Origin of the sequence: Streptomyces sp. NBC_00433 (assembly GCA_036015235.1) — a bacterium.
GTDB lineage: Bacteria > Actinomycetota > Actinomycetes > Streptomycetales > Streptomycetaceae > Actinacidiphila.
In genome coordinates this window covers 3,639,421-3,661,361 of the sequence record CP107926.1, presented here as the reverse complement: position 1 = coordinate 3,661,361, position 21,941 = coordinate 3,639,421, and the positions used below count along the sequence as shown (strand labels likewise).

Sequence of the window (21,941 nt, the reverse complement as noted above, 5' to 3'; positions counted from 1 at the left end):
TGCGGGCGGCGCAAGCGAACGTACGGTCGGCGCATAGCACGGGACGGTCTGATTCTCGTGCAACTTCCGTCATCTGGTGCAAAACGCTGAAAGCAGCTGTGGTTGGGGTTACTGTCGGTTCCGTGTTCGCTGCAGAACGTCGCCAATTGATCCTCGAAATGGTGCGAGCCAACGGAGCGGTATCGCTCCGGGAACTCGCCCGCGTCGTCCAGACCTCCGAAGTGACCGTGCGCCGCGATGTGCGGGCGCTGGAGGCAGAAGGACTGCTGGACCGCCGGCACGGCGGTGCGGTCTTGCCGGGTGGCTTCACCCGTGAGTCCGGCTTTCCGCAGAAATCCCATCTAGCGACCGCGGAGAAGACGGCCATCGCCGATCTCGCGGCCTCGCTCGTGGACGAGGGCGAAGCCATCGTCGTCGGCGCGGGCACCACGACGCAGGAGCTGGCCCGGCGGCTCGCCCGGGTTCCGGGGCTCACCGTGGTCACCAACTCGCTGCTGGTCGCCCAGGCGCTGGCACATGCCAACCGGGTCGAGGTCGTCATGACCGGCGGCACCCTGCGCGGCTCCAACTACGGCCTGGTCGGCAGCGGTGCCGAGCAGTCCCTGCAAGGGCTGCGGGTCTCCCGGGCCTTCCTGTCCGGCGCCGGGCTCACCGCCGAGCGCGGGCTGTCCACGTCCAACATGCTGTCGGCCAGCGTCGACCGGGCGCTGGTCCAGGCCGCCGCGGAGGTCGTGGTCCTGGCCGACCACACCAAGCTCGGGTCCGACACCATGTTCCAGACGGTGCCGACCGACCTGATCACCCATCTGGTGACCGACGAGCCGCCGCCCGGCGACGACCGCGCGGCGACCGAACTCCAGGCACTCGCCGACCGCGGCGTCCAGCTCGCGGTGGCCCCCGCTTCGTCGGCCGAGGCGCCTCCACCCGTCCCCACCCCCCGCCGCCCGCACCCCCTGCGCCCCCCGACCGTCCCCCGGCTGGCAGACCTCCGCCGACCCTAGGGCTGCCCCCTGGAGCGGCGGGTCTGCGGTCGGCGTCGCGCGGGGCGCGACCAGCCCGTGAGGAGCGGCAGCCGCCGTGAGGGGCGGTCAGCGCCCCCGGTGCGGAGGGCCGCTCACCCGCGCCGGGTGAGCAGCCACGGCTCGACCACGCCGAGGCCGCGGACCGGGCGGCGCCACATCGGCTGGAGCGCGAAGCGGTATTTCTCCGAGTCCGCCGCGTCCACGTCCGCCTCCGACAGCGGCGCGTCCCCGGCCTCGCCGAGGGCCTCGGCGAAGTCGCCGTCGACCAGGACGGCGTCCCGCGGCGCTATGGAGGTCAGCCGGGACGCCAGATTCACCGTCGTGCCGAAGACATCGCCCATGCGGGTGGTGACCGTGCCGAAGGCCATGCCCACCCGGAGCGCCGGCATCGACTCGTCGCCGGTCATCGTCTCGATGAGCCGTATGCCGATCTCGGAGGCCGTACCCGGGTCGTCGGCGACGAAGAGCACCTCGTCGCCGAGGGTCTTGATCAGCCGGCCGCCGTACGCGGCGACCTGGTCGGCGGCCGTCGTCTCGAAGGCCTCGACCAGCTCGCCCAGCTCCTCCTCCTCAAGGCGCCGGGTGAGCCGCGTGAAGCCGACCAGGTCGGCGAAGCCGACGGCGAGCCGGCGGTCCACGGCCTCCTCGTCGTCGGACTGGACGACCCGGCTGGTGGCGGCCGCGACCTGGCGGCGCCACACGTAGATGAGGAATTCCTCCAGCTCCGGCAGCAGCAGCTCGACCAGCGGGTAGGCGACCTCCGCGCGGGTCATGCCGGGCTCGGGCGGCTCGGTGAGGCCTTCGAGGAAGGAGTCGGTCTGCCAGTCCGCGAGCCGGGCGGTGGTCTGCCCGGTGGAGCGGGCCACCTGGATGGCCATCGACTCCGAGAGCAGCCCGGCCTCGACCAGGCCGGCGAGCCGCCGCAGCGCGAGCACGTCGGCCTCGGTGAGCGCCCTGGCCTGCCCGATGTCGGCGAAGCCCATGGCACGCCAGAAGCGGGCGGCCAGATCCATGGAGACCCCGGCGGTGCGGGCCGCCTGGAAGGGGGTGTAGCGGCGGGGTGCGCCGAGGATGAGCTGTTCGAGCCGCAGGGCGAGCGGATGCTCGCCGGTGTCCGTGACGGCCTCGCCGTCCGGGTCGGCTTCCGCACCAGGATCGACGTCGGACGGCTCGTCCGGAACGGGTGGGCCCGGGTCGTCCACGCTCATCGCCCGGCCCCTGAGGAACTCCTGCGCACAGCCCTTCCGATCATCGAGACGACGCAGCGAGTCCACGATACGGCAGGTGTGCCGCAGCTCACTCTCACCGGGACACCGGCGGCCGGCGTCACCTGGAGGGCCGCAGGTGGACGACGTCGCCGGCGCCGACCGGCTGCTCGCCCTCGGGCCCGGCGATCACCAGCCGCCCGTCGCCGTCGACGGCGACCGCGGTGCCGGCCAGCTCGCGCCCGCCGGGCAGCTCCGCGCGCACCTGGCGGCCCAGCGTGGCGCAGCCGGCCGCGTAGGTCTGCTGGAGCCGGGAGGCGGCCGGGTCGCCGTCGGCCGCGCGCCAGGCGTCGTACCAGTCGGCGAGGGAGCGCAGGACGGCCCGCAGCAGCGGGTCGCGGTCGGTGCCGGGGGCGCCGGCCAGCGCGAGGGAGGTGGCGGTGGGCACGGGCAGTTCCGCGGTGCGCAGCGAGACGTTGACGCCGATGCCGATCACGACGCCGGTGCCGCCGCTGCGCTCGGCGAGGATGCCGCCGGCCTTGCGCTCCTCGCCGTCGACGGTGACCAGCAGGTCGTTGGGCCATTTGAGTGCCGTGTCGACGCCGGCCGCCCGGGAGAGCGCCGTGGCGGTGGCGACCCCGGCCAGCAGCGGCAGCCAGCCCCAGCGGTGCACGGGCACCGGTGCGCGTACGCCGGCGGCCGCCTCCGTACCGCCGCGGCCTTCGGGGGCGGGCGCGGCCTCGCCCGGCCGCAGCAGCACCGAGAAGAACAGCCCCGACCTGGCGGGCGCCGACCAGCGGCGGTCCAGGCGGCCGCGCCCCGCGGTCTGCTCCTCGGCGACCAGCACCGCGCCCTCCGCCGCGCCGGCGGCGGCCCTGGCGGCGAGGTCGCTGTTGGTGGAGCCGGTCGCCTCGGCCACGTCGAGCGCGGTCCACAGCGAATCGGCGGTGACCACGGCCCGGCGCAGGGCCGCGGCGTTGAGCGGCGGTCGGTCGAGGTCGGACCAGCGGCTGGACGTCATGCGTCCACCCTACGAGCGCGGCCGCCGGTGACACGCCGGGCCGCGGGGGTGCCGCCGCCCGCGCGGGCGCACGGTGGTGCAGTGTGGTGAACACCGCAGTGCCCGTACCCCAGAGTCGCCACTACGCTACGGAACACAGCGTTACTCACGAGTTAAGAAGCGCCGCCGAGAGCAGGAGAGCCAACCTCCATGGCCGAGCCGGAGTACGACATCCACACGACCGCGGGGAAGCTCGCGGACCTGCGCCGCCGCATCGAGGAGGCGAACCACGCGGGATCCGGGCGTGCGGTGGAGAAACAGCACGCCAAGGGCAAGCTGACCGCCCGCGAGCGGATCGAACTGCTGCTGGACGACGGCTCCTTCACCGAGCTGGACGAGCTGGCCAGGCACCGCTCGACCAGCTTCGGCCTGGAGGCCAACCGCCCCTACGGCGACGGGGTCGTCACCGGCTACGGCACCGTCGAGGGCCGTCCGGTCGCGGTCTTCTCGCAGGACTTCACGGTCTTCGGCGGCGCGCTCGGCGAGGTCTACGGCGAGAAGATCGTCAAGGTGATGGACTTCGCGCTGAAGACCGGCTGCCCGGTGATCGGCATCAACGACTCGGGCGGCGCCCGCATCCAGGAGGGCGTCACCTCGCTGGGGATGTACGGCGAGATCTTCCGCCGCAACACCCATGCCTCGGGGGTGATCCCGCAGATCAGCCTGATCATGGGTCCGTGCGCGGGCGGCGCGGTCTACTCCCCGGCCATCACCGACTTCGTGGTGATGGTGGATCAGACCTCGCACATGTTCATCACGGGTCCCGACGTGATCAAGACGGTGACCGGCGAGGACGTCGGCATGGAGGAGCTGGGCGGCGCGCGCACCCACAACTCCACCTCGGGCAACGCCCACCACCTGGCCGGCGACGAGAAGGACGCCTTCGAATACGTCAAGGCGCTGCTGTCGTACCTGCCGAGCAACAACCTGGAGGAGGCGCCCTCCTTCGCCGCCGCCGCGGACCTGGAGGTCACCGCGGAGGACCTGGAGCTGGACACGCTGATCCCGGACTCGGCGAACCAGCCCTACGACATGCACAAGGTCATCGAGCACGTGCTGGACGACGCCGAATTCCTGGAGACCCAGGACCTCTTCGCGCCGAACATCATCACCGGCTTCGGCCGTGTCGAGGGCCGCCCGGTGGGCGTGGTGGCCAACCAGCCGCTGCAGTTCGCCGGCTGCCTGGACATCAACGCCTCCGAGAAGGCCGCGCGCTTCGTGCGGACCTGCGACAGCTTCAACATCCCGGTGGTCACCTTCGTCGACGTCCCCGGCTTCCTCCCCGGCACCAGCCAGGAGTGGGACGGCATCATCCGGCGCGGCGCCAAACTGATCTACGCCTACGCCGAGGCCACGGTTCCGCTGATCACGATCATCACCCGGAAGGCGTACGGCGGCGCCTACGACGTGATGGGCTCCAAGCACCTGGGCGCGGACCTCAACCTGGCCTGGCCCACCGCCCAGATCGCCGTGATGGGCGCGCAGGGCGCCGTCAACATCCTGCACCGCCGCACCCTGGCCGAGGCGGACAGCCCGCAGGCGGCCGACGAGCTGCGCCAGCAGCTCGTCACCGACTACGAGGACCACCTGCTCAACCCCTACATCGCCGCGGAGCGGGGCTACATGGACGCGGTCATCGCGCCCTCCCAGACCCGCGCGCAGCTGGTCAAGGCGCTGCGGACGCTGCGCAACAAGCGGGAGACCCTGCCGCCCAAGAAGCACGGCAACATCCCGCTGTAGGAGGGCGGGTGCGGTGGGGCTGCGGGGGCAGAAGGGACGTGTAGGGCATCAGGGCAGGGAACCGACCGGGAAGGAACGATTCCGTGGTGATCAAGGTGGAGCGCGGCAAGCCCACACCGGAGGAGCTGGCCGCCGTCGTGGCGCTGGTCCAGGCGCGGGCCGCGGCGCTGGAAGCCGAGGAGGAGGACCCCGAGGGCCGCTCCACCGGCTGGTCGGCGGCGGCCCGCAGCCTCCCGCGGGCGCTGCCCGCCCCGGGTCCGGGCGTGTGGCGGATGTCGGCCCGGCCCGGCGGCCGGGCCTGAACCGTCCGGGCCGACCCGGCCCGGACGGTCCGACGCGCCTGAGTACGCGTACTCAGGCGCCGCGATGGCCCCCGGAGCAACCTGGGGGGCATGTTGTGGCCCGACGATCAAGGCGACGAGCACTCCGAGGAGATGCGGCACGCTCTGAGGATGCTGCGCCGGGCGATGGTGGTCGCCGCCTTGGTCGCGGGCCTCATGATGGCCTTCGCGACGCTGCGGTTCTGAGTCCCGCCGGCCGTGCGGGTGCGGGCGGCCGGCTGTCGGCGGCGCTGCCTACGATGGTGCGATGACGTCGAATCGCCGCGTGCTCGTGCTCGCCTCCGCATCCCCCGCCAGGCTCGGCCTGTTGAAGCAGGCCGGGTTCGACCCGCGGGTCGTGGTCAGCGGGGTGGACGAGGACGCGATCAGCGCGGAGAGCCCCGCCGAGCTGGCCCGGGTGCTGGCCGAGGCGAAGGCCGCCGCCGTGGTGTCCGGCGGCATGCTGGACGGCGGCGAGATCGTCGTGGGCTGCGACTCGGTGCTCGACCTGGACGGTGAGGCGCTGGGCAAGCCGGCCGACGCGGCCGAGGCGACCGCCCGCTGGCGGGCGATGCGCGGCCGCTCGGGCGTGCTGCGCACCGGCCACTGCGTGGTCGACACCGCGAGCGGCCGCCGGGTGTCCGCGACGGCGTCCACGACCGTGCGGTTCGGCACCCCGGACGACGCCGAGGTCGCCGCCTACGTGGCCAGCGGCGAACCGCTGTATGTGGCGGGCGCCTTCACCCTGGACGGCCGCTCCGCGCCCTTCGTGGAGGGCGTCGACGGCGACCCGGGCAATGTCATCGGCCTGTCGCTGCCGCTGCTGCGTTCGCTGCTGTCCGACCTCGGGGTGCGGATCACGGACCTGTGGACGTGACCGGGGTGCCGGGCGGGGCCGGCGGCGCGGCGGGCGGTGCGGTGTCCGGGCGGTCCTCGGGCGCGTAGAGCAGCAGGGTGCCGACCAGCAGGGCGAGGATCAGCATCAGCACCACGAAGGCGTACCAGCCGACGAGGCCGACCACGACCGCGCCGACCACGCCGTGGACCACCGCGCAGACGATGAGCACGATGCGGCCCACCCGGCCGGTCATCCGGTCGCGCGCCGCGATTCTGGCCACCAGGACCGCGCAGGCGATCAGGAAGAGGGCGAACAGCCCGCCGCCCACCCACGAGCCGGCGGCCATGGCGTCCGGGTCGAGCCCGCCGAGCGACATCTTCTGGTGCCGTACGGCCAGGCCCAGGATCCAGTTCACGAAGCCGATCGTGAGGGCTTCGAGCACCAGGACCACGGCGGTGCCGACGGCTATACCTCTGCGCACACTCGTCCCCCTCCGCGGCCCGATCCTGCGCGTCGCAGGCTACTCACGAGTAAGAGCGCGGGCAAGGGTTCTCGCACCGGCCGGCCGCCGACAGGGGGTCACCGGCCGCGCGTCGGCCGCCGATCGGGCGCCCGCCAGTCGGTCGAACGCCGGCCGTCGGCGGGCGCGGCGTCACTCATCCGGGGAAGCCGGCCGCAAACTTTCCCCGCACTATTCGTGGGGTTTCCACAAAAGAACGTCAGCTCCGTGCGGGGACTTCGAGCGAGTTGTCCCCCACGCCCGGTAGTGCGGGACATCGGCGGGAGCGGGGCCGTACCGTGGACTGAGCAGGCGTTCACGGGTTGTTGTGGCCCGTGGATCACCCTCCGTGTGGGCAAGCTCACGTGCAGGGGTGCCTCGGCACCAAGTGTGGCCAGTACCTAAACTCGGCTTGTTTCATGGAGGGAGCCATCGTGCGCAAGGTGCTCATCGCCAACCGCGGTGAAATCGCAGTACGCGTCGCCCGTGCCTGCCGGGATGCCGGGATCGCCAGCGTAGCCGTCTACGCGGACCCCGATCGGGACGCGCTGCATGTCCGCGCGGCCGACGAGGCGTACGCACTGGGCGGCGACACACCAGCCACCAGTTATCTGGACGTCGCGAAGGTGCTCTCGGCGGCGGCCGAGTCGGGGGCCGATGCCGTGCACCCCGGCTACGGCTTCCTGTCGGAGAACGCCGAGTTCGCGCAGGCGGTGCTCGACGCCGGTCTGACCTGGATCGGCCCGCCGCCGCAGGCGATCCGCGACCTGGGCGACAAGGTCGCCGCGCGGCACATCGCCCAGCGGGCCGGTGCGCCGCTGGTCGCCGGCACACCCGACCCGGTGTCGGGTGCCGAGGAGGTCGTGGCCTTCGCCGAGGAGCACGGCCTGCCGATCGCCATCAAGGCCGCCTTCGGCGGTGGCGGGCGCGGCCTGAAGGTCGCCCGCACCCTGGAGGAGGTCCCCGAGCTGTACGACTCGGCGGTGCGCGAGGCGGTCGCCGCCTTCGGGCGCGGCGAGTGCTTCGTGGAGCGCTACCTGGACCGCCCGCGGCATGTCGAGACGCAGTGCCTGGCCGACACCCACGGCAATGTCGTGGTGGTCTCCACCCGCGACTGCTCGCTCCAGCGCCGCCACCAGAAGCTCGTCGAGGAGGCCCCGGCCCCCTATCTGACCGAGGAGCAGAACGCGCAGCTGTATGCCGCGTCCAAGGCGATCCTGCGCGAGGCGGGCTACGCCGGCGCGGGCACCTGCGAATTCCTCGTCGGCCAGGACGGCACGATCTCCTTCCTCGAGGTCAACACCCGCCTCCAGGTCGAGCACCCGGTCACCGAGGAGGTCTCCGGCATCGACCTGGTGCGGGAGATGTTCCGGATCGCCGACGGCGAGGAGCTGGGCTACGACGACCCGCCGCTGCGCGGCCACTCCTTCGAGTTCCGCATCAACGGCGAGGACCCGGGCCGCAACTTCCTGCCCGCGCCCGGCACCGTGACCCGCTTCAGCGCGCCCACCGGACCCGGTGTGCGGCTGGACGCGGGCGTCGAGGCGGGCAGCGTCATCGGCCCGGCCTGGGACTCGCTGCTGGCCAAGCTGATCGTCACCGGCGCCACCCGGGAGCAGGCGCTCCAGCGGGCGGCCCGCGCGCTGGGCGAGTTCCACGTCGAGGGCATGGCCACCGCGATCCCCTTCCACCGCGCGGTGGTCAAGGACACGGCGTTCGCGCCGCCGCAGGGCCCCTTCACCATCCACACCCGGTGGATCGAGACCGAGTTCGTCAACACGATCCCGCCCTTCTCCGGTCCCGCCGTGGACGAGGAGGAGGCCCAGGGCCGCGAGACGGTCGTGGTCGAGGTCGGCGGCAAGCGCCTCGAAGTGTCGCTGCCCGCGTCGCTGGGCATGACGCTGGCCCGCACCGGGCTTGCCGCGGGCGCCAAGCCCAAGCGGCGGGCCGCGACCAAGGCCGGGGTGGCGGCGTCCGGCGACTCGCTCGCCTCGCCGATGCAGGGCACCATCGTCAAGGTCGCCGTCGAGGAGAACCAGCAGGTCACCGAGGGCGACCTGATCGTGGTCCTGGAGGCGATGAAGATGGAGCAGCCGCTCAACGCGCACCGCTCGGGCACGATCATCGGCCTCAAGGCGGAGGTCGGCTCGTCGGTCTCCTCCGGCGCGGTCATCTGCGAGATCAAGGACTGACCCGTGGGGCACGACGCGGCGCGGCACCCCGGTCCGGGGTGCCGCGCCGCGTCGTAGCCGCCCGCGGGGCTCAGTTCAGGACGTGCGCGCGCGGCTGCCTGAGCGAGAGCACCAGTGCCAGCGCGATGCCGGTGAAGACCGCCGACAGGGTGAAGGCTGCCGTGGCGCCGTGGATGAACGGGTCCTGGGTGTGCCGCCGCGACACCGTGCCGAAGACCGTGACCAGCACCGACAGGCCGAGGCTGCCGCCGACCTGCTGCATGGTCTGCAGCAGACCGGACGCGGACCCGGCGTCCTTGGGCTCGACACCGGACAGGATGAAGGTGTTCAGCGGCATCACCGTCCAGCCCATGCCGACGCCCATCAGGATCAGCGTCGGCAGGATGCCCTGCGCATAGCCGTCCGACGCGCTCAGCTGGGTGATCCAGACGGCGCCCGCGAGGGTGAGCGTCGAGCCGACGGACGCCACCCGCTTGGCGCCGAAGCGGGCCAGCGCGTGCGGGGCGATCCTGGCGGCCACGAAGAGCGGCCCGGCCAGCGGCAGGAAGGCGAAGCCGGTCTTGAGCGGGCTGTAGCCGAGGTAGGTCTGCAGATACTGCGTCGAGAAGTAGAAGGTGCCGAACATCCCGGCCACCATCAGCAGCATCACCGCGTAGGCCAGCGCCCGGTTGCGGTTGGCGAACAGCCGCAGCACCACCAGCGGCCGCTCCACCCGCGTCTCGTTGACCAGGAAGGCCGCGAGCAGTGCGACGGCGATCACGAAGGTGGTCACCGCCCGGGTGTCGCCCCAGCTGCTCTCGCCGACCCGGATGAAGGCGTAGACCAGCGAGGCCATGCCGAGGGTGCCGGTCAGGGCGCCGGCGATGTCGAAGCGGCCGCCGCGGTGCCGCTCGGTCTCCTTGATGAAGCGCGGCGCGAGCAGCACGATGGCGATGCCGACCGGGATGTTGACGAAGAAGACCCAGCGCCACGACCCCCAGTCGGTGAGCATGCCGCCGACGGTCAGCCCGACCGCGGAGCCCGCGCCGGAGATCGCCGAGAAGACGCTGAGCGCGCGGTTGCGCTCGCTGCCCTCGCGGAAGGACGTGGCGATCAGCGCGAGGGTGCTGGGCGCGGCCAGTGCGGCGGCGGCGCCCTGGAAGCCGCGGGCGATCAGCAGGGTGGTCGAGTCGTTGGCGACACCGCCGGCTATCGAGGCGACGGTGAAGGCCGCGACGCCCCAGACCAGCGCCGTACGCCGGCCGATCAGGTCGCCGATCCGGCTGCCGAGCAGCAGCAGCCCGCCGAAGGCGAGGGTGTAGACGTTGAGCACCCAGGACATGCCGGTGGGCGAGAAGCCCAGATGGGTGCCGATGCCGGGCAGGGCGACATTCACCACGGTCGCGTCGAGAAGCAGCATCAGCTGGGTACCGAGGATCGCGGCGAGGGCGAAGAATGCGTGCATGCCGGAGGGGGCCGGCTCGCGGGTGGTGGTTGTGGTCGAGCTCTGGTCGCGCACGGCGTGCGTGGACATGGCTGCTAAGCCTCCAGCGGAGAAAGACAAACGGAGGTCGTCTCCGGTAACTATACGGAGCCTTCCTCCGGTTCTACAATCGGATTCGGGGAAGCGATCCCCGGCACCCGGGAGGCGGGACGGAAATGCGGGCAGACGCACAGCGCAACTACGACCGGTTGCTGGAGGAGGCCAAGCAGGCCTTCATCGTGCACGGCACGGACGTCGCCCTCGAAGACATCGCCCGCCACGCAGGCGTCGGCATCGGCACGCTCTACCGGCACTTCCCCGACCGCTACTCCCTGATGAACGCGGTCTTCATCCGCGAGCTGGAATCGCTCAGCGAGCGGGCCGACGACCTCATCACCGCGGACGACCCCGCGGGCGCGCTCTTCTCCTGGCTGCGCGCGGTGGGCGCGCACTCCGCCATGTACCGCGGCCTGTCCTCGGCGATCCTCGCCCAGTCCGACGGCCGGATGCTCCAGTGCAAGACGCAGCTGCGCGAATCCGGGGGCGCGCTGCTCAGCCGCGCGCAGGAGTCCGGCGCGGTCCGCGACGGCATCGAGATGGCCGACCTGCTCAAGCTGACCTCGGCGATCGTGCTGTGCGCCGAGAAGAACCCCGAGGACAGGAAGACCTTCGACCGCCTGATGTCGCTCGCCGTCAACGGCATCCTGGCACCCCGTGAGGTCCCCGCGCCCCCGCAGTGACCCGGTGGCGGGAAGCCCGTGCGAGGATGGCCCGGTTCACGGTCGTTAACCGGGAGGCGGTCCGATGGGTGAGGTGCGGTACGGCGAGTGGGTGCGGGTCGAGCGCCACGGCGACCGGGTGGCCGAGCTGGTGCTCGACCGGCCCGCCGCCATGAACGCCGTCTCGACGGCCATGGCCGAGGCCATCGCCGCCGCGTGCGCCGCGCTCGCGGCCGACCGGACGGTGAGCGTCACCGTCCTCAGCTCCTCCAGCGAGAAGGCCTTCTGCGTCGGCGCCGACCTCAAGGAGCGCAACTCCCTGACCGACGCCGAGCTGGGCCGCCAGCGGCCTTACGCCCGCGCCGCGTACACCGGTGTGCTCGACCTGCCGATGCCCGCCATCGCCGCCGTCCACGGCTACGCCCTCGGCGGCGGCTACGAGCTGGCCCTCGCCTGCGACCTGATCGTCGCCGACGCCACGGCCGTGCTCGGCCTGCCCGAGGTCTCCGTCGGCGTCATCCCCGGCGGCGGCGGCACCCAGCTCCTCCCGCGCCGCGTCGGCGCCGCCCGCGCGGCCGAACTCGTCTTCACCGCCCGCCGCGTCCCCGCCCCCGAGGCCCTCGCCCTGGGCCTCGTCGACCACCTGGCCCCCGAGCCCGAGACCGCCCGCCCCGCCGCTCTGGCCCTCGCGGCCCGCATCGCGTCGAACTCCCCGGTCGGCCTGCGCGCCGCCAAACGCGCCATGCGCCTGGGCCACGGACTCGACCTCCGCGCCGGCCTCGACGTCGAGGACGCGGCGTGGCGGACGGTGGCGTTCTCGCCCGACCGCACGGAGGGCGTGGCGGCCTTCAACGACCACCGCCCGCCCAACTGGCCGACCGACTAGCCCCTTCCGCAGGGGGCGCGCTTCCCCGGGGCGCGGTGGGGGTGGGGTGCCCTTTCGGCAAGGGGGTGCCCACCAGGGGCGCGGGGAACGGCGCGCTCAGCCGTCCACCGGCGGGTGGTCCGAGCGAAGCGAGATGGGGGTACCCCCAGGCGAAGCTCCGGGGGAGGGCCGGGCTGCCCCTTCGGGTCGGTGGTGACCCGCGCGCCCGGTGGGGGTTGGTGGGCAGTTTCCCGCGCCCCTGGGGGCGTTGCGGTCCGTCGGCACGTGACGGTGGGTGGGGGTCGGCGCGGCGGGGCCGTTCGGCGTAGCTGGGGCCCGGAAATGGGCAAAGCTCTCTAGCCTGGGGAGATGGTGGACGGGACGGCCGACGTACGGCTTCGCGCCGTCGTCGAGCTGGCGCAGGCGCTCGCGACCGCACAGACCCCGCAGGACGCGGCCCGCGCGGGTGCGCACCGGGCGCGGCTGGCGATGGGCGGGTCCTTCGCCGCGGTGTCCGCGTGGGAGCGGGAGACCGGGCGGCTGCGCGTACTCGTCAACGACGGCGACCTCGCCCCCGGCGAGGAGCCGGAACCGGACGACGAGTCGTACTCCGTCCACGACTTCCCCGAGATCGCCGAATTCCTGCACGGCAGCTGGGCGCGGGGCGGCCAACCGCACGCCTGGGTCGAGACGTCCGAGGGCACCGGCGCCTCGCCGGGCGGCAGCAGCTGGGGCCGGGCCGCGGCCCTGCGCCGCCGGGGCCGCGGCAGCTGCGTCGTCGCACCGCTCGTCCTGCACGGGCGGGCGTGGGGCGAGGTGTACGTCGCCCGCGGCCACGGCGAGCCGCCCTTCGCCCGCCCCGACGCCGACTTCGCCACCGTGCTCGCCTCGGTCATCGCGTCCGGGATCGCCCAGACCGAGCGGCTCGCCGAAGTCCAGCGGCTGGCCTTCACCGATCCGCTCACCGGCCTCGGCAACCGCCGGGCAGTCGACCAGCGCCTCGACGAGGCCCTGGAGCAGCATCGGGCCGACGGCACCGCCGTCAGCCTCATGGTCTGCGACCTCAACGGCCTCAAGAAGGTCAACGACCAGCTCGGCCACGCGGTGGGCGACCGGCTCCTCGAACGCTTCGGTTCACTCCTCTCCCTGTGCGGCGCCATGCTCCCCGGGAGCCTCGCCGCCCGGCTGGGCGGTGACGAATTCTGCATCGTCGCGGTGGGGAGTCCCGCGGACGAGGTGGTGACGGCGGCCACGGAATTGTGCGTACGGGCCGCCAAGCTCGACGTGGGGGAAGGGGTCGCCTGCGGCGTCGCCTCCACCGCGGATCCGATCGGGCCGGTGCGGTCGGCGCGGCGGCTCTTCCGTCTTGCCGACGCGGCGCAATACCGGGCCAAGGCGTTGCGTTCGGGGCGGCCGATCGTTGCCGGCCGCGAGGGGCCGGAGGACCCGGTCCTCCATCTCGCGGACTCCCCGCCACCCGCCTCGACCGCGGACCGCCGCCACCTCCGCGGCCACTGACCCCTGCGGGGTGCTGTTGCGGACTCCACGGTGCCGCTGTGTGGTGGCTTGTCTCTCCGTTCTCCCCCAGCGCTTCGCCTGGGGGTACCCCCACGCGCCCCTTTGGGCTTGCGTCTTCCGCCGTCAGGCGTTGATCCCTGGCAGGGGCACCTCTGCGCAGGGGGGCCGATGGGCGCAAGGTCGTCGGGCGCGAGGGTGACAGCAAAGGATTCAGTGCCTAGGGTGCGTGAATATGAATATGCACAACGTGGTGATCGGCCCCCACGGGGCCACCCCCGAGGACGTCCTCGCCGTGGCCCGCGCCGGCGCCGTCGTCGAGGTGGGGCCGGCCGCGACGGCCGGCATGGCGGCGGCCAGGGAAGTCGTCGAGGCGCTGGCTGCCAAGCCGGAGCCGGTGTACGGGGTTTCCACCGGCTTCGGCGCCCTCGCCGTCCGGCACATCTCACCCGAACTGCGAGCGCAGCTGCAGCGTTCCCTCGTGCGCTCGCACGCCGCCGGCATGGGCCCGCACGTGGAGCGCGAGGTGGTCCGCGCACTGATGTTCCTGCGGCTCAAGACGCTCGCGTCGGGCCGCACGGGTGTGCGCCCGGTCGTCGCGGAGACGATGGCCGCGCTGCTGAACGCCGGGATCACGCCGGTGGTCCACGAGTACGGCAGCCTCGGCTGCTCCGGGGACCTCGCGCCGCTCGCGCACTGCGCCCAGGTGCTGATGGGGGAGGGCGAGGCCGAGGGGCCCGACGGGGAGGTGCGGCCGGCGGCCGAGCTGCTCGCCGCGCACGGCATCGAGCCGGTGGAGCTGCGGGAGAAGGAGGGCCTGGCCCTCATCAACGGCACCGACGGCATGCTCGGCATGCTGGTGATGGCGTGCGCCGACCTCGCGGGGCTGTTCACCGCGGCCGACATCACGGCCGCGCTGTCGCTCGAAGCGCTGCTCGGCACCGAGCGGGTGCTCGCGCCCGAGCTGCACGCGATCCGGCCGCACCCGGGGCAGGCGGCCTCCGCGGCCAACATGGCCAAGGTGCTGGCGGGTTCGGGGCTGACGGGGCATCATCAGGACGACGCGCCCCGCGTGCAGGACGCGTACTCCATCCGCTGCGCCCCGCAGGTGGCCGGTGCGGGCCGGGACACCCTCGCGCACGCCCGGCTGGTCGCGGAGCGCGAACTGGCCGCGGCCGTCGACAATCCCGTGGTCCTGGTCGAGGGCTCCGGAGGGCGGGTGGAGTCGAACGGCAACTTCCACGGCGCCCCCGTCGGCTACGTGCTGGACTTCCTGGCCATCGCCGCCGCCGACCTCGGGTCGATCGCGGAGCGGCGTACCGACCGGCTGCTGGACAAGAACAGGTCGCACGGGCTGCCGCCCTTCCTGGCCGACGACCCCGGCGTGGACTCCGGGCTGATGATCGCCCAGTACACGCAGGCCGCGCTGGTCAGCGAGATGAAGCGGCTCGCGGTGCCGGCCTCGGTCGACTCGATCCCGTCCTCCGCGATGCAGGAGGACCACGTGTCGATGGGCTGGTCGGCGGCGCGCAAGCTGCGTACCGCGGTCGACGCGCTGGCGCGGATCATCGCCGTGGAGATGTTCGCGGCCACCCGGGCGCTGGAGATCAGGGCCGTCGCGGGCGGCAGGCCCGCGCCCGCCACGGCCGCCGTGCTCGCGGCCGTAAGGGAGGCGGGGGTGCCGGGCCCGGGGCGCGACCGCTTCCTGTCGCCGGACCTGGAGGCGGCGCACGCCTTCGTACGGTCCGGCGCGCTGGTCCGCGCGGCGGAGAGCGTCACCGGACCGCTGGCGTGACGCGTCACGCCTGACGCGTAGGCCTACCGCGGAGCCGGCAGGGTCAGAGCGCGGCCCGGCGAGCCCGCCGGGTCGCGTCGACGAGCAGGCCGGCGCCGAGGATCAGGAAGGTCGAGCCGCCGATGACGTACGGCTTGGTGTCGATGCTGCCCGTGTCGGCGAGGTCGATGTGCTGGGACGCCGCCGCCGGCGCGGCATGGCGGGGGGACGTCGCCGGCGCGTGCTGGGGGCTTGCGCTCGCGGACGGTACGAAATAAAGCGCTGCCAGCACCGATGCGGCTGCTGCGGCCACGTAAGGGCGGGGCGAGGCCAATGGAACCCCCAGGGGTTGCGACGACTTGACCGTGGGGGCTGATGGTAGTGACTCCTGCCACTCCTTGGGAAGTCGTGTCCAGCCCCGCGCGGGTCGGTCACGCCGACCGGTCCCGCACCGGTGAACGGGGGTTCGCCGCCGCCACGCAGCGGCGCACCCCGGGCACGGAAGGTCACCGGAGAGGTGCCGTCCGCCCCCGTGGCGTGTGAAAGGACACAGTTATGACCGGAAAGGGTGATTTGCACAGAGGCGGCTGTTTCCATAGGGACGGAAGAAGCCCGTGGTGTGCCGCTGCGGGGGACCCCAGCCCCATTGGAGAGATGCGTGACGCCGCGAGACAACGGATCTGCCCCCGCAAAGCACCGTAAGATCACCCGGCGACGTACGCTCGCGGCCGCGGCGGTGCTGATCGGCGGGAGTGTCGCCCTCGCCGCGTGCAACAGCGGCGGCGGGCACGCGGACAGCACGGCGTCGGCCAGCCCGTCGGCGAGCGCCCAGGCCACGAAGCAGACGCCGAGCCAGACACCCTCCCCGCTCACGCAGGCCAGCCAGGACGCCGCGGCGGCCAAGCACACCTCGGCCGCGAAGATCACCATCACCCCGAAGTCCGGCGCCACCGGCGCCAAGGTCACCGGGGCGGTCAAGGTCTCCGTCAGCGGCGGCACCCTGACGTCGGTGACGATGAAGGCCAAGGCCACCGGGCACACGGTCGCGGGCAAGCTGTCCGCCGACAAGAAGAGCTGGACCCCGTCCGGCTCGCTGTCGCACAGCGCCCAGTATTCGATCGCCGCGGGCGCCGTCGACACGTCGGGCCAGCCCGCCGCCGCGACCTCCACCTTCGCGACCGCGGCGGCCACGCCGTCGACCTTCACCGGCTACTTCACGCCCGAGGACGGTTCCACCGTCGGCGTCGGGATGCCGGTGTCGGTCAACTTCGACCACGCCATATCCAAGGCCGACCGGGCCGCCGTGCAGCGGGGCGTCACCGTGACGTCCAGCAGCGGGCAGCCGGTGGTCGGCCACTGGTTCAGCTCCAAGCGGCTCGACCTGCGCCCCCAGACGTACTGGACGGCCGGCTCGCACGTCACGCTCGACCTGAACCTCAAGGGCGTCAAGGGCGCCCCCGGCGTCTACGGCGTGCAGCACAAGACCGTCGGCTTCGACGTGGGCCGCTCGCAGATATCCACGGTCGACACCAAGACGCACATGATGACCGTCGTCCGCGACGGCCAGGTCATCAGGACCGTCCCGATCTCGGCCGGCGCCGAGGGCCACACCACCTATGACGGCAAGATGGTCATCGAGGAGAAGGACCAGACCACCCGCATGAACGGGGCCACCGTCGGCTTCACCGACGCCGACGGCAAGGGCGAGTACGACATCCCCGACGTCCCGCACGCCATGCGGCTGAGCGACTCAGGCACCTTCATCCACGGCAACTACTGGGGCGACCCGTCGGTCTTCGGCTCGGCCAACACCAGCCACGGCTGCATCGGCATCGAGGACGTCAAGGGCGGCGGCGACCCGACCACCGACGCGGCGTGGTTCTACGACCACTCGCTGCTCGGCGACGTCGTCACGGTCGTCAACTCGCCCGACAAGGTCATCCAGCCCAGCAACGGGCTCAACGGCTGGAATATGACGTGGAGCCAGTGGGTGGCGGGCTCGGCTCTGTGAGCCCCGCCCCCTCCGGGCCTTCCGCACCCTCCGTCACCGTACGGATCCACGTCGCGGGGTCGTCCAGCACGGTACGCACCGAGCTGTAGGCGGCCCCGCGCAGCACGCCGTCATGGCCGAGCCGGGAGATCAGCACGTCCTGGGCCCGCCACTGGCGGTCCGTGACCCGCGCGGCCAGCTCGCGGCGCACGCCCGGCAGCAGCCAGGGCGCGAGGTCCGCGAGCGGGCCGCCGACCACCACGGCCTGCGGGTCGAGCAGGTTGACCGCACCGCTGAGGGCTATGCCCAGGGCGGCGCCTGCCTCCTCCAGCGCACGCAGTGCCGAGGGGTCGCCCTCGACAGCCGCCGCCTTCAGGGCCGCGCCGCGCCCGGTACGCACACCGGCGGCCCGCAGCAGCGCCTCCTCGCCAGCGTAGGTCTCAAGGCAGCCGTTCGCACCGCACGAGCAGCGCGGTCCGTCCGGGCGCACGGGCACATGGCCCAGCTCGCCCGCGAAGCCGCGGGCGCCGCGGAAGAGGCGGCCCTCCACGACCAGGGCCGCGCCGATGCCGATCTCGGCGGACACGTGCACGAAGTCGGTGAGGCGGCCGTCGTGGCCGCCGAGCCACAGCTCGGCCAGGGCGCCGAGATTCGCCTCGTTCTCCACGGCCGCGCCCTCGCTGAAAGCGGCGGCCAGCGGCACGTCCTCCCAGCCCAGGTTCGGCGCCCGCAGCACCGTGCCGCGGTCCGGGCCGATCAGTCCCGGCACCGCGACCGTCGTACGCACCGGGTGCAGTCCGGCCTTCGCGGCCTCCGCGATGACACCGGAGGTCAGTTCCGCCAGCTCCTCCAGGACCGCCGCCGCCGGGCGGCCGCGGTTCGCCGCGGGGCGCTGCGCGCGGACCCGCACCTTGCCGCGCAGGTCCACCGCGCAGGCCGCCAGGTGGTCCACGCCGATCTCCGCCCCGATGCCGGCCGGGCCCGTCTCGGCCAGCGCGAGCACCGTGCCCGGGCGGCCGACCGTTCCCGGGCGCTGCGCGCCCTGCTCCTCCACGAGCCCCGCGGCCAGCAACTCGTCCACGAGCGTCGACACGGTGGCCCGCGTCAGCCCCACCTCCGCGGCGACCGCGGCCCTCGTCACCTTCTCGCCCGCGGCGAGGGCCTGGGTGACCAGTGCCATGTTTCGTTGCCGAAGGCCGGCTTGTGCGCCCGTGCCCTTCCCCACGATGTCCCTCCGGTCCGGTTGTCGGTAGTACGCCCGCGCGTACGTGGCGCCCTGCCCGCGCGGTGGGTTGCGCCCTTGAGAGAGTGCCACTCCCTGCGGGGTGCTGTTACGGACTCCACAGTCGCGCTGAGTGGGGGCTTGTCGCTCCGTTCTCCCCCAGAGCTTCGCCTGGGGGTACCCCCACGCGCCCCTGGGTGATTGCCCCTTGCGGTGCGTCGCTTTCTTCCCCGCCTCTTCGGCGGGGCGCGCAGTTCCCCGCGCCCCTGGGCTGGTGGCAGCCCGTCGCCACACGACGGCCCGTCGTGGCTTGTCGCGCAGTTCCCCGCGCCCCCAGGTGATTGGCCCTTGCGGTGCGTCGCTTGCCTGCGGCCGCCGTCGTGGCTGGTCGCTCCGTTCTCCCCCAGCGCTTCGCCTGGGGGTACCCCCGCGCGCCCCTGAAAAACGCTCGCCCTCTGTGCAGAGCCAGCCCCTGCCAGGGGCAAACGCCTGACGGCGGAAGACGCAAGCCCAAAGGGGCGCGTGGGGGTACCCCCAGGCGAAGCTCTGGGGGAGAACGGAGCGACAAGCCCCCACCGGGCCGCAGGCAGGGAATGCCACCGCAAGTGGCACCCGCCCAGGGGCGCGCACCCCACCGGGCCGCAGGTGTGCGCGGCAGGAGGGGGCACCCACCTGGGGGATTCAGCGCGAGGGGCACCCGGTTACGCTCCGGCGAGGGGCAGGGCGGCCGCGAGGCGGGTGCGGGCGGACTCGTCCAGGGGGAGGGCGGGGTGGACGCGGCCCGCGGTGGTCGACCAGCGGGACGCGATCGCCGGCGCGGCCTCACCCGTGAGCGCGGCGGCAGCCTGCACGGCCGCGCCGATGGCGACGAGTTCCGCGGCCTCGGGGACCTGGACGGGGCGGCCGGACAGCCGGCGTACGGTCTCGAGCCACGCGACACCGCGCGAGCCGCCGCCGATGACGAGCAGCGGCTCGTCGGAGGGGGCGCCGCCGTCCACGGCGAGGACCTGGTCGAGGGCGCCGAGCAGCGCGTAGACGGCACCGTCGTAGGCGCCCTGGAGGATCTGCCCGGCTGTCGTGTCGTGGCGCAGGCCGGTGAGCAGGCCGGACGCGTACGGCAGGTTCGGTGTGCGCTCGCCGTCGAGGAAGGGCAGGAAGGCGACCGAGCCGCCGGGCTCGACGTCCTCCCGCTGCCGGCCGAGCAGCGCGGCCACCTTGTCGACGGCGAGCGTGCAGTTCAGGGTGCACGCGAGCGGCAGCCACCCGCCGTCGGCGGCGGCGAAGCCGGCCACCACCCCGCCGACGTCGGTCGGCCGCTGCCGCGACACCGCGTAGACGGTGCCCGAGGTGCCGAGGCTGAGGGCGGCCCGGCCGGGCGTGAGGCCGAGGCCGAGCGCGGCGGCGGCGTTGTCGCCGGTGCCGGCGGCGACGATCGCGCCGGCCCGCAGCGGCAGCCCGTCGCGTACGGTGCCGGCCCGCTCGCCGGGGCCGAGCACGGTGGGCAGCAGCTCGGGCGCGAGCCCGATCTCGGCGAGCAGCGTCTCGTCGTACGCCTCGGTGTCGGAGCGCCACCAGCCGGTGCCCGACGCGTCGCCGCGGTCGGTGACGGCGGCGCCGGAGAGGCGCTCGGTCAGGAAGTCGTGCGGCAGCCGCACCGCGCGGGCGGCCTCGGCGGCAGCCGGCTCGTGCTCGGCGAGCCAAGCCCACTTGGAGACGGTGAAGCTGGCGCCCGGCACCGAGCCGAAGCGCTGGGCCCAGTGCCCGGCGCCGTACTTGTCGACCAGTGCGGCGGCCTGCGGCGCCGACCTGACGTCGTTCCAGAGCATGGCGGGCCGCAGCGGCCGCCCGTCCGCGTCGAGCACCACGAGCCCGTGCTGCTGGCCGCCGACCGAGACGGCCTCGGCGCGGCCGGCCCATTCACCCAGCTGGCCGAGCGCGTCCTGCAGCGCCGACCACCACACCTCGGGGTCGGTCTCCCGTCCCGCGCCGGTGCTCACGGTGTGCCGCGCCTGGCCCGTGGCCAGGACGGCGCCGGTCTCGACGTCCACCGCCAGCACCTTGGTGGATTGCGTGGAACTGTCGATCCCGAGGACGACCGGTCCGTGCGATGCGCTGTCCGACCCCATGTGATTCCTGTCCCTTCCTGAGCCCGTCGCGAGCTGCCACTTCCCATCATCGGCCTCGCATACTAATTTGTTCAACAGTCTGACGAATAGGAGCGAGCCGTAATGACTTCCGAGACGAACCTCACCCCGGGGCCCGAGCACAAGTTCACCTTCGGCCTGTGGACGGTGGGCTGGCAGGGTCGCGACCCCTTCGGTGAGGCGACCCGCGCGCCGCTCGACCCGGTCGAGACCGTCACCAAGCTCGCGGAGCTCGGTGCGTACGGTGTGACCTTCCACGACGACGACCTGATCCCCTTCGGGTCGTCCGACGCGGAGCGCGACGCGCTCGTCAAGCGCTTCCGCGCCGCGCTGGACACCACCGGGCTGACCGTCCCGATGGCGACCACCAACCTCTTCACCCACCCGGTCTTCAAGGACGGCGGCTTCACGGCCAACGACCGCGACGTGCGGCGCTTCGCACTGCGCAAGACCATCCGCAACATCGACCTGGCCGCCGAGCTGGGCGCCAAGGTCTATGTCGCGTGGGGCGGCCGCGAGGGCGCCGAGTCCGGCGCCGCCAAGGACGTCCGGGTCGCGCTCGACCGCTTCAAGGAGGCCTTCGACCTGCTCGGCGACTACGTCACCGAGAAGGGCTACGACCTGAAGTTCGCGATCGAGCCCAAGCCGAACGAGCCGCGCGGCGACATCCTGCTGCCGACCGTCGGCCACGCGCTGGCGTTCATCAACACCCTTGAGCGCCCCGAGATGGTCGGCGTCAACCCCGAGGTCGGCCACGAGCAGATGGCCGGGCTGAACTTCCCGCACGGCATCGCGCAGGCGCTGTGGCACAACAAGCTCTTCCACATCGACCTGAACGGCCAGACCGGCATCAAGTACGACCAGGACCTGCGCTTCGGCGCCGGCGACCTGCGCTCGGCCTTCTGGCTGGTGGACCTGCTGGAGTCGGCGGGCTACGAGGGCCCGCGGCACTTCGACTTCAAGCCGCCGCGCACCGAGGACTACGACGGCGTGTGGGCGTCGGCCGCCGGCTGCATGCGCAACTACCTGCTGCTCAAGGACCGGACCGCCGCCTTCCGCGCCGACCCGGCCGTGCAGGAGGCCCTGGTCGCCGCCCGCCTCGACCAGCTCGCCCAGCCGACCGTCGCCGAGGGCGAGGGCCTGGCCGGCCTGCTGGCCGACCGCGCGTCCTACGAGGACTTCGACGCCGACGCCGCCGCCGCGCGCGGCATGGCCTTCGAGCACCTCGACCAGCTCGCGATGGAGCACCTGCTCGGCGCCCGCTGAGCCCCTTCGGGGCGCGGGGCCGCCTCCCGCGGCCGGTCCTCCGTGGCCGGCCGCGCGGCTCCCCGCGCCCCTGGGCGGGTGCCGCCCGCCGCCCCGCCGGCGGGGCGG

Annotated in this window: 19 protein-coding genes; 12 read left to right on the top strand and 7 right to left on the bottom strand. The window is 73.2% G+C overall.

The genetic code is table 11. The features are described from left to right. The first annotated feature begins 122 nt into the window (after positions 1-122). Positions 123-1,001, top strand: coding sequence for a DeoR/GlpR family DNA-binding transcription regulator (locus OG900_15130; GenBank protein ID WUH91309.1), 879 nt, complete (start codon positions 123-125; stop codon positions 999-1,001). A 113-nt stretch (positions 1,002-1,114) separates the two neighbouring features. Here the strand turns inward: OG900_15130 and OG900_15125 are convergent, their stop codons facing one another. Together OG900_15125 and OG900_15120 are read right to left on the bottom strand one after the other, a co-directional pair. Next, on the bottom strand, positions 1,115-2,230 hold the full coding sequence (locus OG900_15125) for an adenylate/guanylate cyclase domain-containing protein (GenBank protein ID WUH91308.1): 1,116 nt from the start codon (positions 2,228-2,230) through the stop codon (positions 1,115-1,117). 118 nt (positions 2,231-2,348) lie between these two features. Then, positions 2,349-3,248, bottom strand: coding sequence for a biotin--[acetyl-CoA-carboxylase] ligase (locus OG900_15120; GenBank protein WUH91307.1), 900 nt, complete (start codon positions 3,246-3,248; stop codon positions 2,349-2,351). 189 nt (positions 3,249-3,437) lie between these two features. Here OG900_15120 and OG900_15115 point away from each other — a divergent pair, with 189 nt between their 5' ends. The 4 genes from OG900_15115 to OG900_15100 all read left to right on the top strand — a co-directional run bounded on the left by OG900_15115 (position 3,438) and on the right by OG900_15100 (position 6,224). Next, positions 3,438-5,027, top strand: a complete 1,590-nt coding sequence (locus tag OG900_15115; GenBank protein WUH91306.1) for an acyl-CoA carboxylase subunit beta — start codon at positions 3,438-3,440, stop codon at positions 5,025-5,027. An 83-nt stretch (positions 5,028-5,110) separates the two neighbouring features. After that, on the top strand, positions 5,111-5,329 hold the full coding sequence (locus OG900_15110; protein WUH91305.1) for an acyl-CoA carboxylase subunit epsilon: 219 nt from the start codon (positions 5,111-5,113) through the stop codon (positions 5,327-5,329). Between the two features lie 90 nt (positions 5,330-5,419). Then, positions 5,420-5,554, top strand: a complete 135-nt coding sequence (locus tag OG900_15105; GenBank protein WUH91304.1) for a hypothetical protein — start codon at positions 5,420-5,422, stop codon at positions 5,552-5,554. 61 nt (positions 5,555-5,615) lie between these two features. Then, entirely contained in the window at positions 5,616-6,224 is a 609-nt protein-coding gene (locus OG900_15100; protein WUH91303.1) for a Maf family nucleotide pyrophosphatase, read from the top strand. Here the strand turns inward: OG900_15100 and OG900_15095 are convergent. Further along, positions 6,205-6,666 (bottom strand): hypothetical protein, encoded by a 462-nt coding sequence (locus OG900_15095; GenBank protein ID WUH91302.1) that lies wholly within the window; start codon positions 6,664-6,666, stop codon positions 6,205-6,207. The genes OG900_15100 and OG900_15095 overlap by 20 nt on opposite strands. A 452-nt stretch (positions 6,667-7,118) precedes the next feature. Between OG900_15095 and OG900_15090 the strand changes: the two genes are divergently transcribed. Then, positions 7,119-8,876 (top strand): biotin/lipoyl-binding protein, encoded by a 1,758-nt coding sequence (locus OG900_15090; protein ID WUH91301.1) that lies wholly within the window; start codon positions 7,119-7,121, stop codon positions 8,874-8,876. Between the two features lie 70 nt (positions 8,877-8,946). On the opposite strand, the gene OG900_15085 is transcribed toward OG900_15090, so the two are convergent. Continuing rightward, positions 8,947-10,389 (bottom strand): MFS transporter, encoded by a 1,443-nt coding sequence (locus tag OG900_15085; GenBank protein ID WUH91300.1) that lies wholly within the window; start codon positions 10,387-10,389, stop codon positions 8,947-8,949. Positions 10,390-10,514: 125 nt separating this feature from the next. Here OG900_15085 and OG900_15080 point away from each other — a divergent pair, with 125 nt between their 5' ends. The 4 genes from OG900_15080 (at position 10,515) to hutH (ending at position 15,232) form a co-directional block, all read left to right on the top strand. Next, positions 10,515-11,078: a TetR/AcrR family transcriptional regulator gene (locus OG900_15080; GenBank protein ID WUH91299.1), complete on the top strand. Its 564-nt coding sequence runs from the start codon at positions 10,515-10,517 to the stop codon at positions 11,076-11,078. Positions 11,079-11,142: 64 nt separating this feature from the next. Further along, positions 11,143-11,943 carry an enoyl-CoA hydratase-related protein gene (locus tag OG900_15075; GenBank protein ID WUH91298.1) on the top strand — a complete coding sequence of 267 codons (801 nt, stop codon included), beginning with the start codon at positions 11,143-11,145 and terminating at the stop codon, positions 11,941-11,943. 348 nt (positions 11,944-12,291) lie between these two features. Beyond that, positions 12,292-13,440: a sensor domain-containing diguanylate cyclase gene (locus OG900_15070; GenBank protein WUH91297.1), complete on the top strand. Its 1,149-nt coding sequence runs from the start codon at positions 12,292-12,294 to the stop codon at positions 13,438-13,440. Positions 13,441-13,672: 232 nt separating this feature from the next. Then, complete coding sequence (hutH, locus tag OG900_15065) at positions 13,673-15,232, top strand: histidine ammonia-lyase (protein ID WUH91296.1); 1,560 nt, start codon at positions 13,673-13,675, stop codon at positions 15,230-15,232. Between the two features lie 43 nt (positions 15,233-15,275). On the opposite strand, the gene OG900_15060 is transcribed toward hutH, so the two are convergent. Then, positions 15,276-15,503, bottom strand: coding sequence for a hypothetical protein (locus OG900_15060; protein ID WUH91295.1), 228 nt, complete (start codon positions 15,501-15,503; stop codon positions 15,276-15,278). Between the two features lie 366 nt (positions 15,504-15,869). Here OG900_15060 and OG900_15055 point away from each other — a divergent pair, with 366 nt between their 5' ends. Next, complete coding sequence (locus tag OG900_15055) at positions 15,870-17,222, top strand: Ig-like domain-containing protein (protein ID WUH91294.1); 1,353 nt, start codon at positions 15,870-15,872, stop codon at positions 17,220-17,222. Here the strand turns inward: OG900_15055 and OG900_15050 are convergent. Next, positions 17,170-18,381 carry an ROK family protein gene (locus tag OG900_15050; protein WUH91293.1) on the bottom strand — a complete coding sequence of 404 codons (1,212 nt, stop codon included), beginning with the start codon at positions 18,379-18,381 and terminating at the stop codon, positions 17,170-17,172. The genes OG900_15055 and OG900_15050 overlap by 53 nt on opposite strands. A gap of 743 nt (positions 18,382-19,124) precedes the next feature. Continuing rightward, positions 19,125-20,549, bottom strand: coding sequence for a xylulokinase (xylB, locus tag OG900_15045; protein ID WUH91292.1), 1,425 nt, complete (start codon positions 20,547-20,549; stop codon positions 19,125-19,127). A gap of 102 nt (positions 20,550-20,651) precedes the next feature. Between xylB and xylA the strand changes: the two genes are divergently transcribed. Next, positions 20,652-21,833 carry a xylose isomerase gene (xylA, locus tag OG900_15040; protein WUH91291.1) on the top strand — a complete coding sequence of 394 codons (1,182 nt, stop codon included), beginning with the start codon at positions 20,652-20,654 and terminating at the stop codon, positions 21,831-21,833. The last annotated feature ends 108 nt before the right edge of the window (positions 21,834-21,941 follow it).

What these genes read in the sequence shown, in the direction of transcription:
- xylB (WUH91292.1), bottom strand. Translation starts at nt 20,549, where the DNA reads ATGGGGTCGGACAGCGCATCGCACGGACCGGTCGTCCTCGGGATCGAC.
- OG900_15070 (WUH91297.1), top strand. Translation starts at nt 12,292, where the DNA reads ATGGTGGACGGGACGGCCGACGTACGGCTTCGCGCCGTCGTCGAGCTG.
- OG900_15105 (WUH91304.1), top strand. Translation starts at nt 5,420, where the DNA reads ATGTTGTGGCCCGACGATCAAGGCGACGAGCACTCCGAGGAGATGCGG.
- xylA (WUH91291.1), top strand. Translation starts at nt 20,652, where the DNA reads ATGACTTCCGAGACGAACCTCACCCCGGGGCCCGAGCACAAGTTCACC.
- hutH (WUH91296.1), top strand. Translation starts at nt 13,673, where the DNA reads ATGAATATGCACAACGTGGTGATCGGCCCCCACGGGGCCACCCCCGAG.
- OG900_15120 (WUH91307.1), bottom strand. Translation starts at nt 3,248, where the DNA reads ATGACGTCCAGCCGCTGGTCCGACCTCGACCGACCGCCGCTCAACGCC.
- OG900_15115 (WUH91306.1), top strand. Translation starts at nt 3,438, where the DNA reads ATGGCCGAGCCGGAGTACGACATCCACACGACCGCGGGGAAGCTCGCG.
- OG900_15085 (WUH91300.1), bottom strand. Translation starts at nt 10,389, where the DNA reads ATGTCCACGCACGCCGTGCGCGACCAGAGCTCGACCACAACCACCACC.
- OG900_15100 (WUH91303.1), top strand. Translation starts at nt 5,616, where the DNA reads ATGACGTCGAATCGCCGCGTGCTCGTGCTCGCCTCCGCATCCCCCGCC.
- OG900_15080 (WUH91299.1), top strand. Translation starts at nt 10,515, where the DNA reads ATGCGGGCAGACGCACAGCGCAACTACGACCGGTTGCTGGAGGAGGCC.
- OG900_15075 (WUH91298.1), top strand. Translation starts at nt 11,143, where the DNA reads ATGGGTGAGGTGCGGTACGGCGAGTGGGTGCGGGTCGAGCGCCACGGC.
- OG900_15125 (WUH91308.1), bottom strand. Translation starts at nt 2,230, where the DNA reads ATGAGCGTGGACGACCCGGGCCCACCCGTTCCGGACGAGCCGTCCGAC.
- OG900_15050 (WUH91293.1), bottom strand. Translation starts at nt 18,381, where the DNA reads ATGGCACTGGTCACCCAGGCCCTCGCCGCGGGCGAGAAGGTGACGAGG.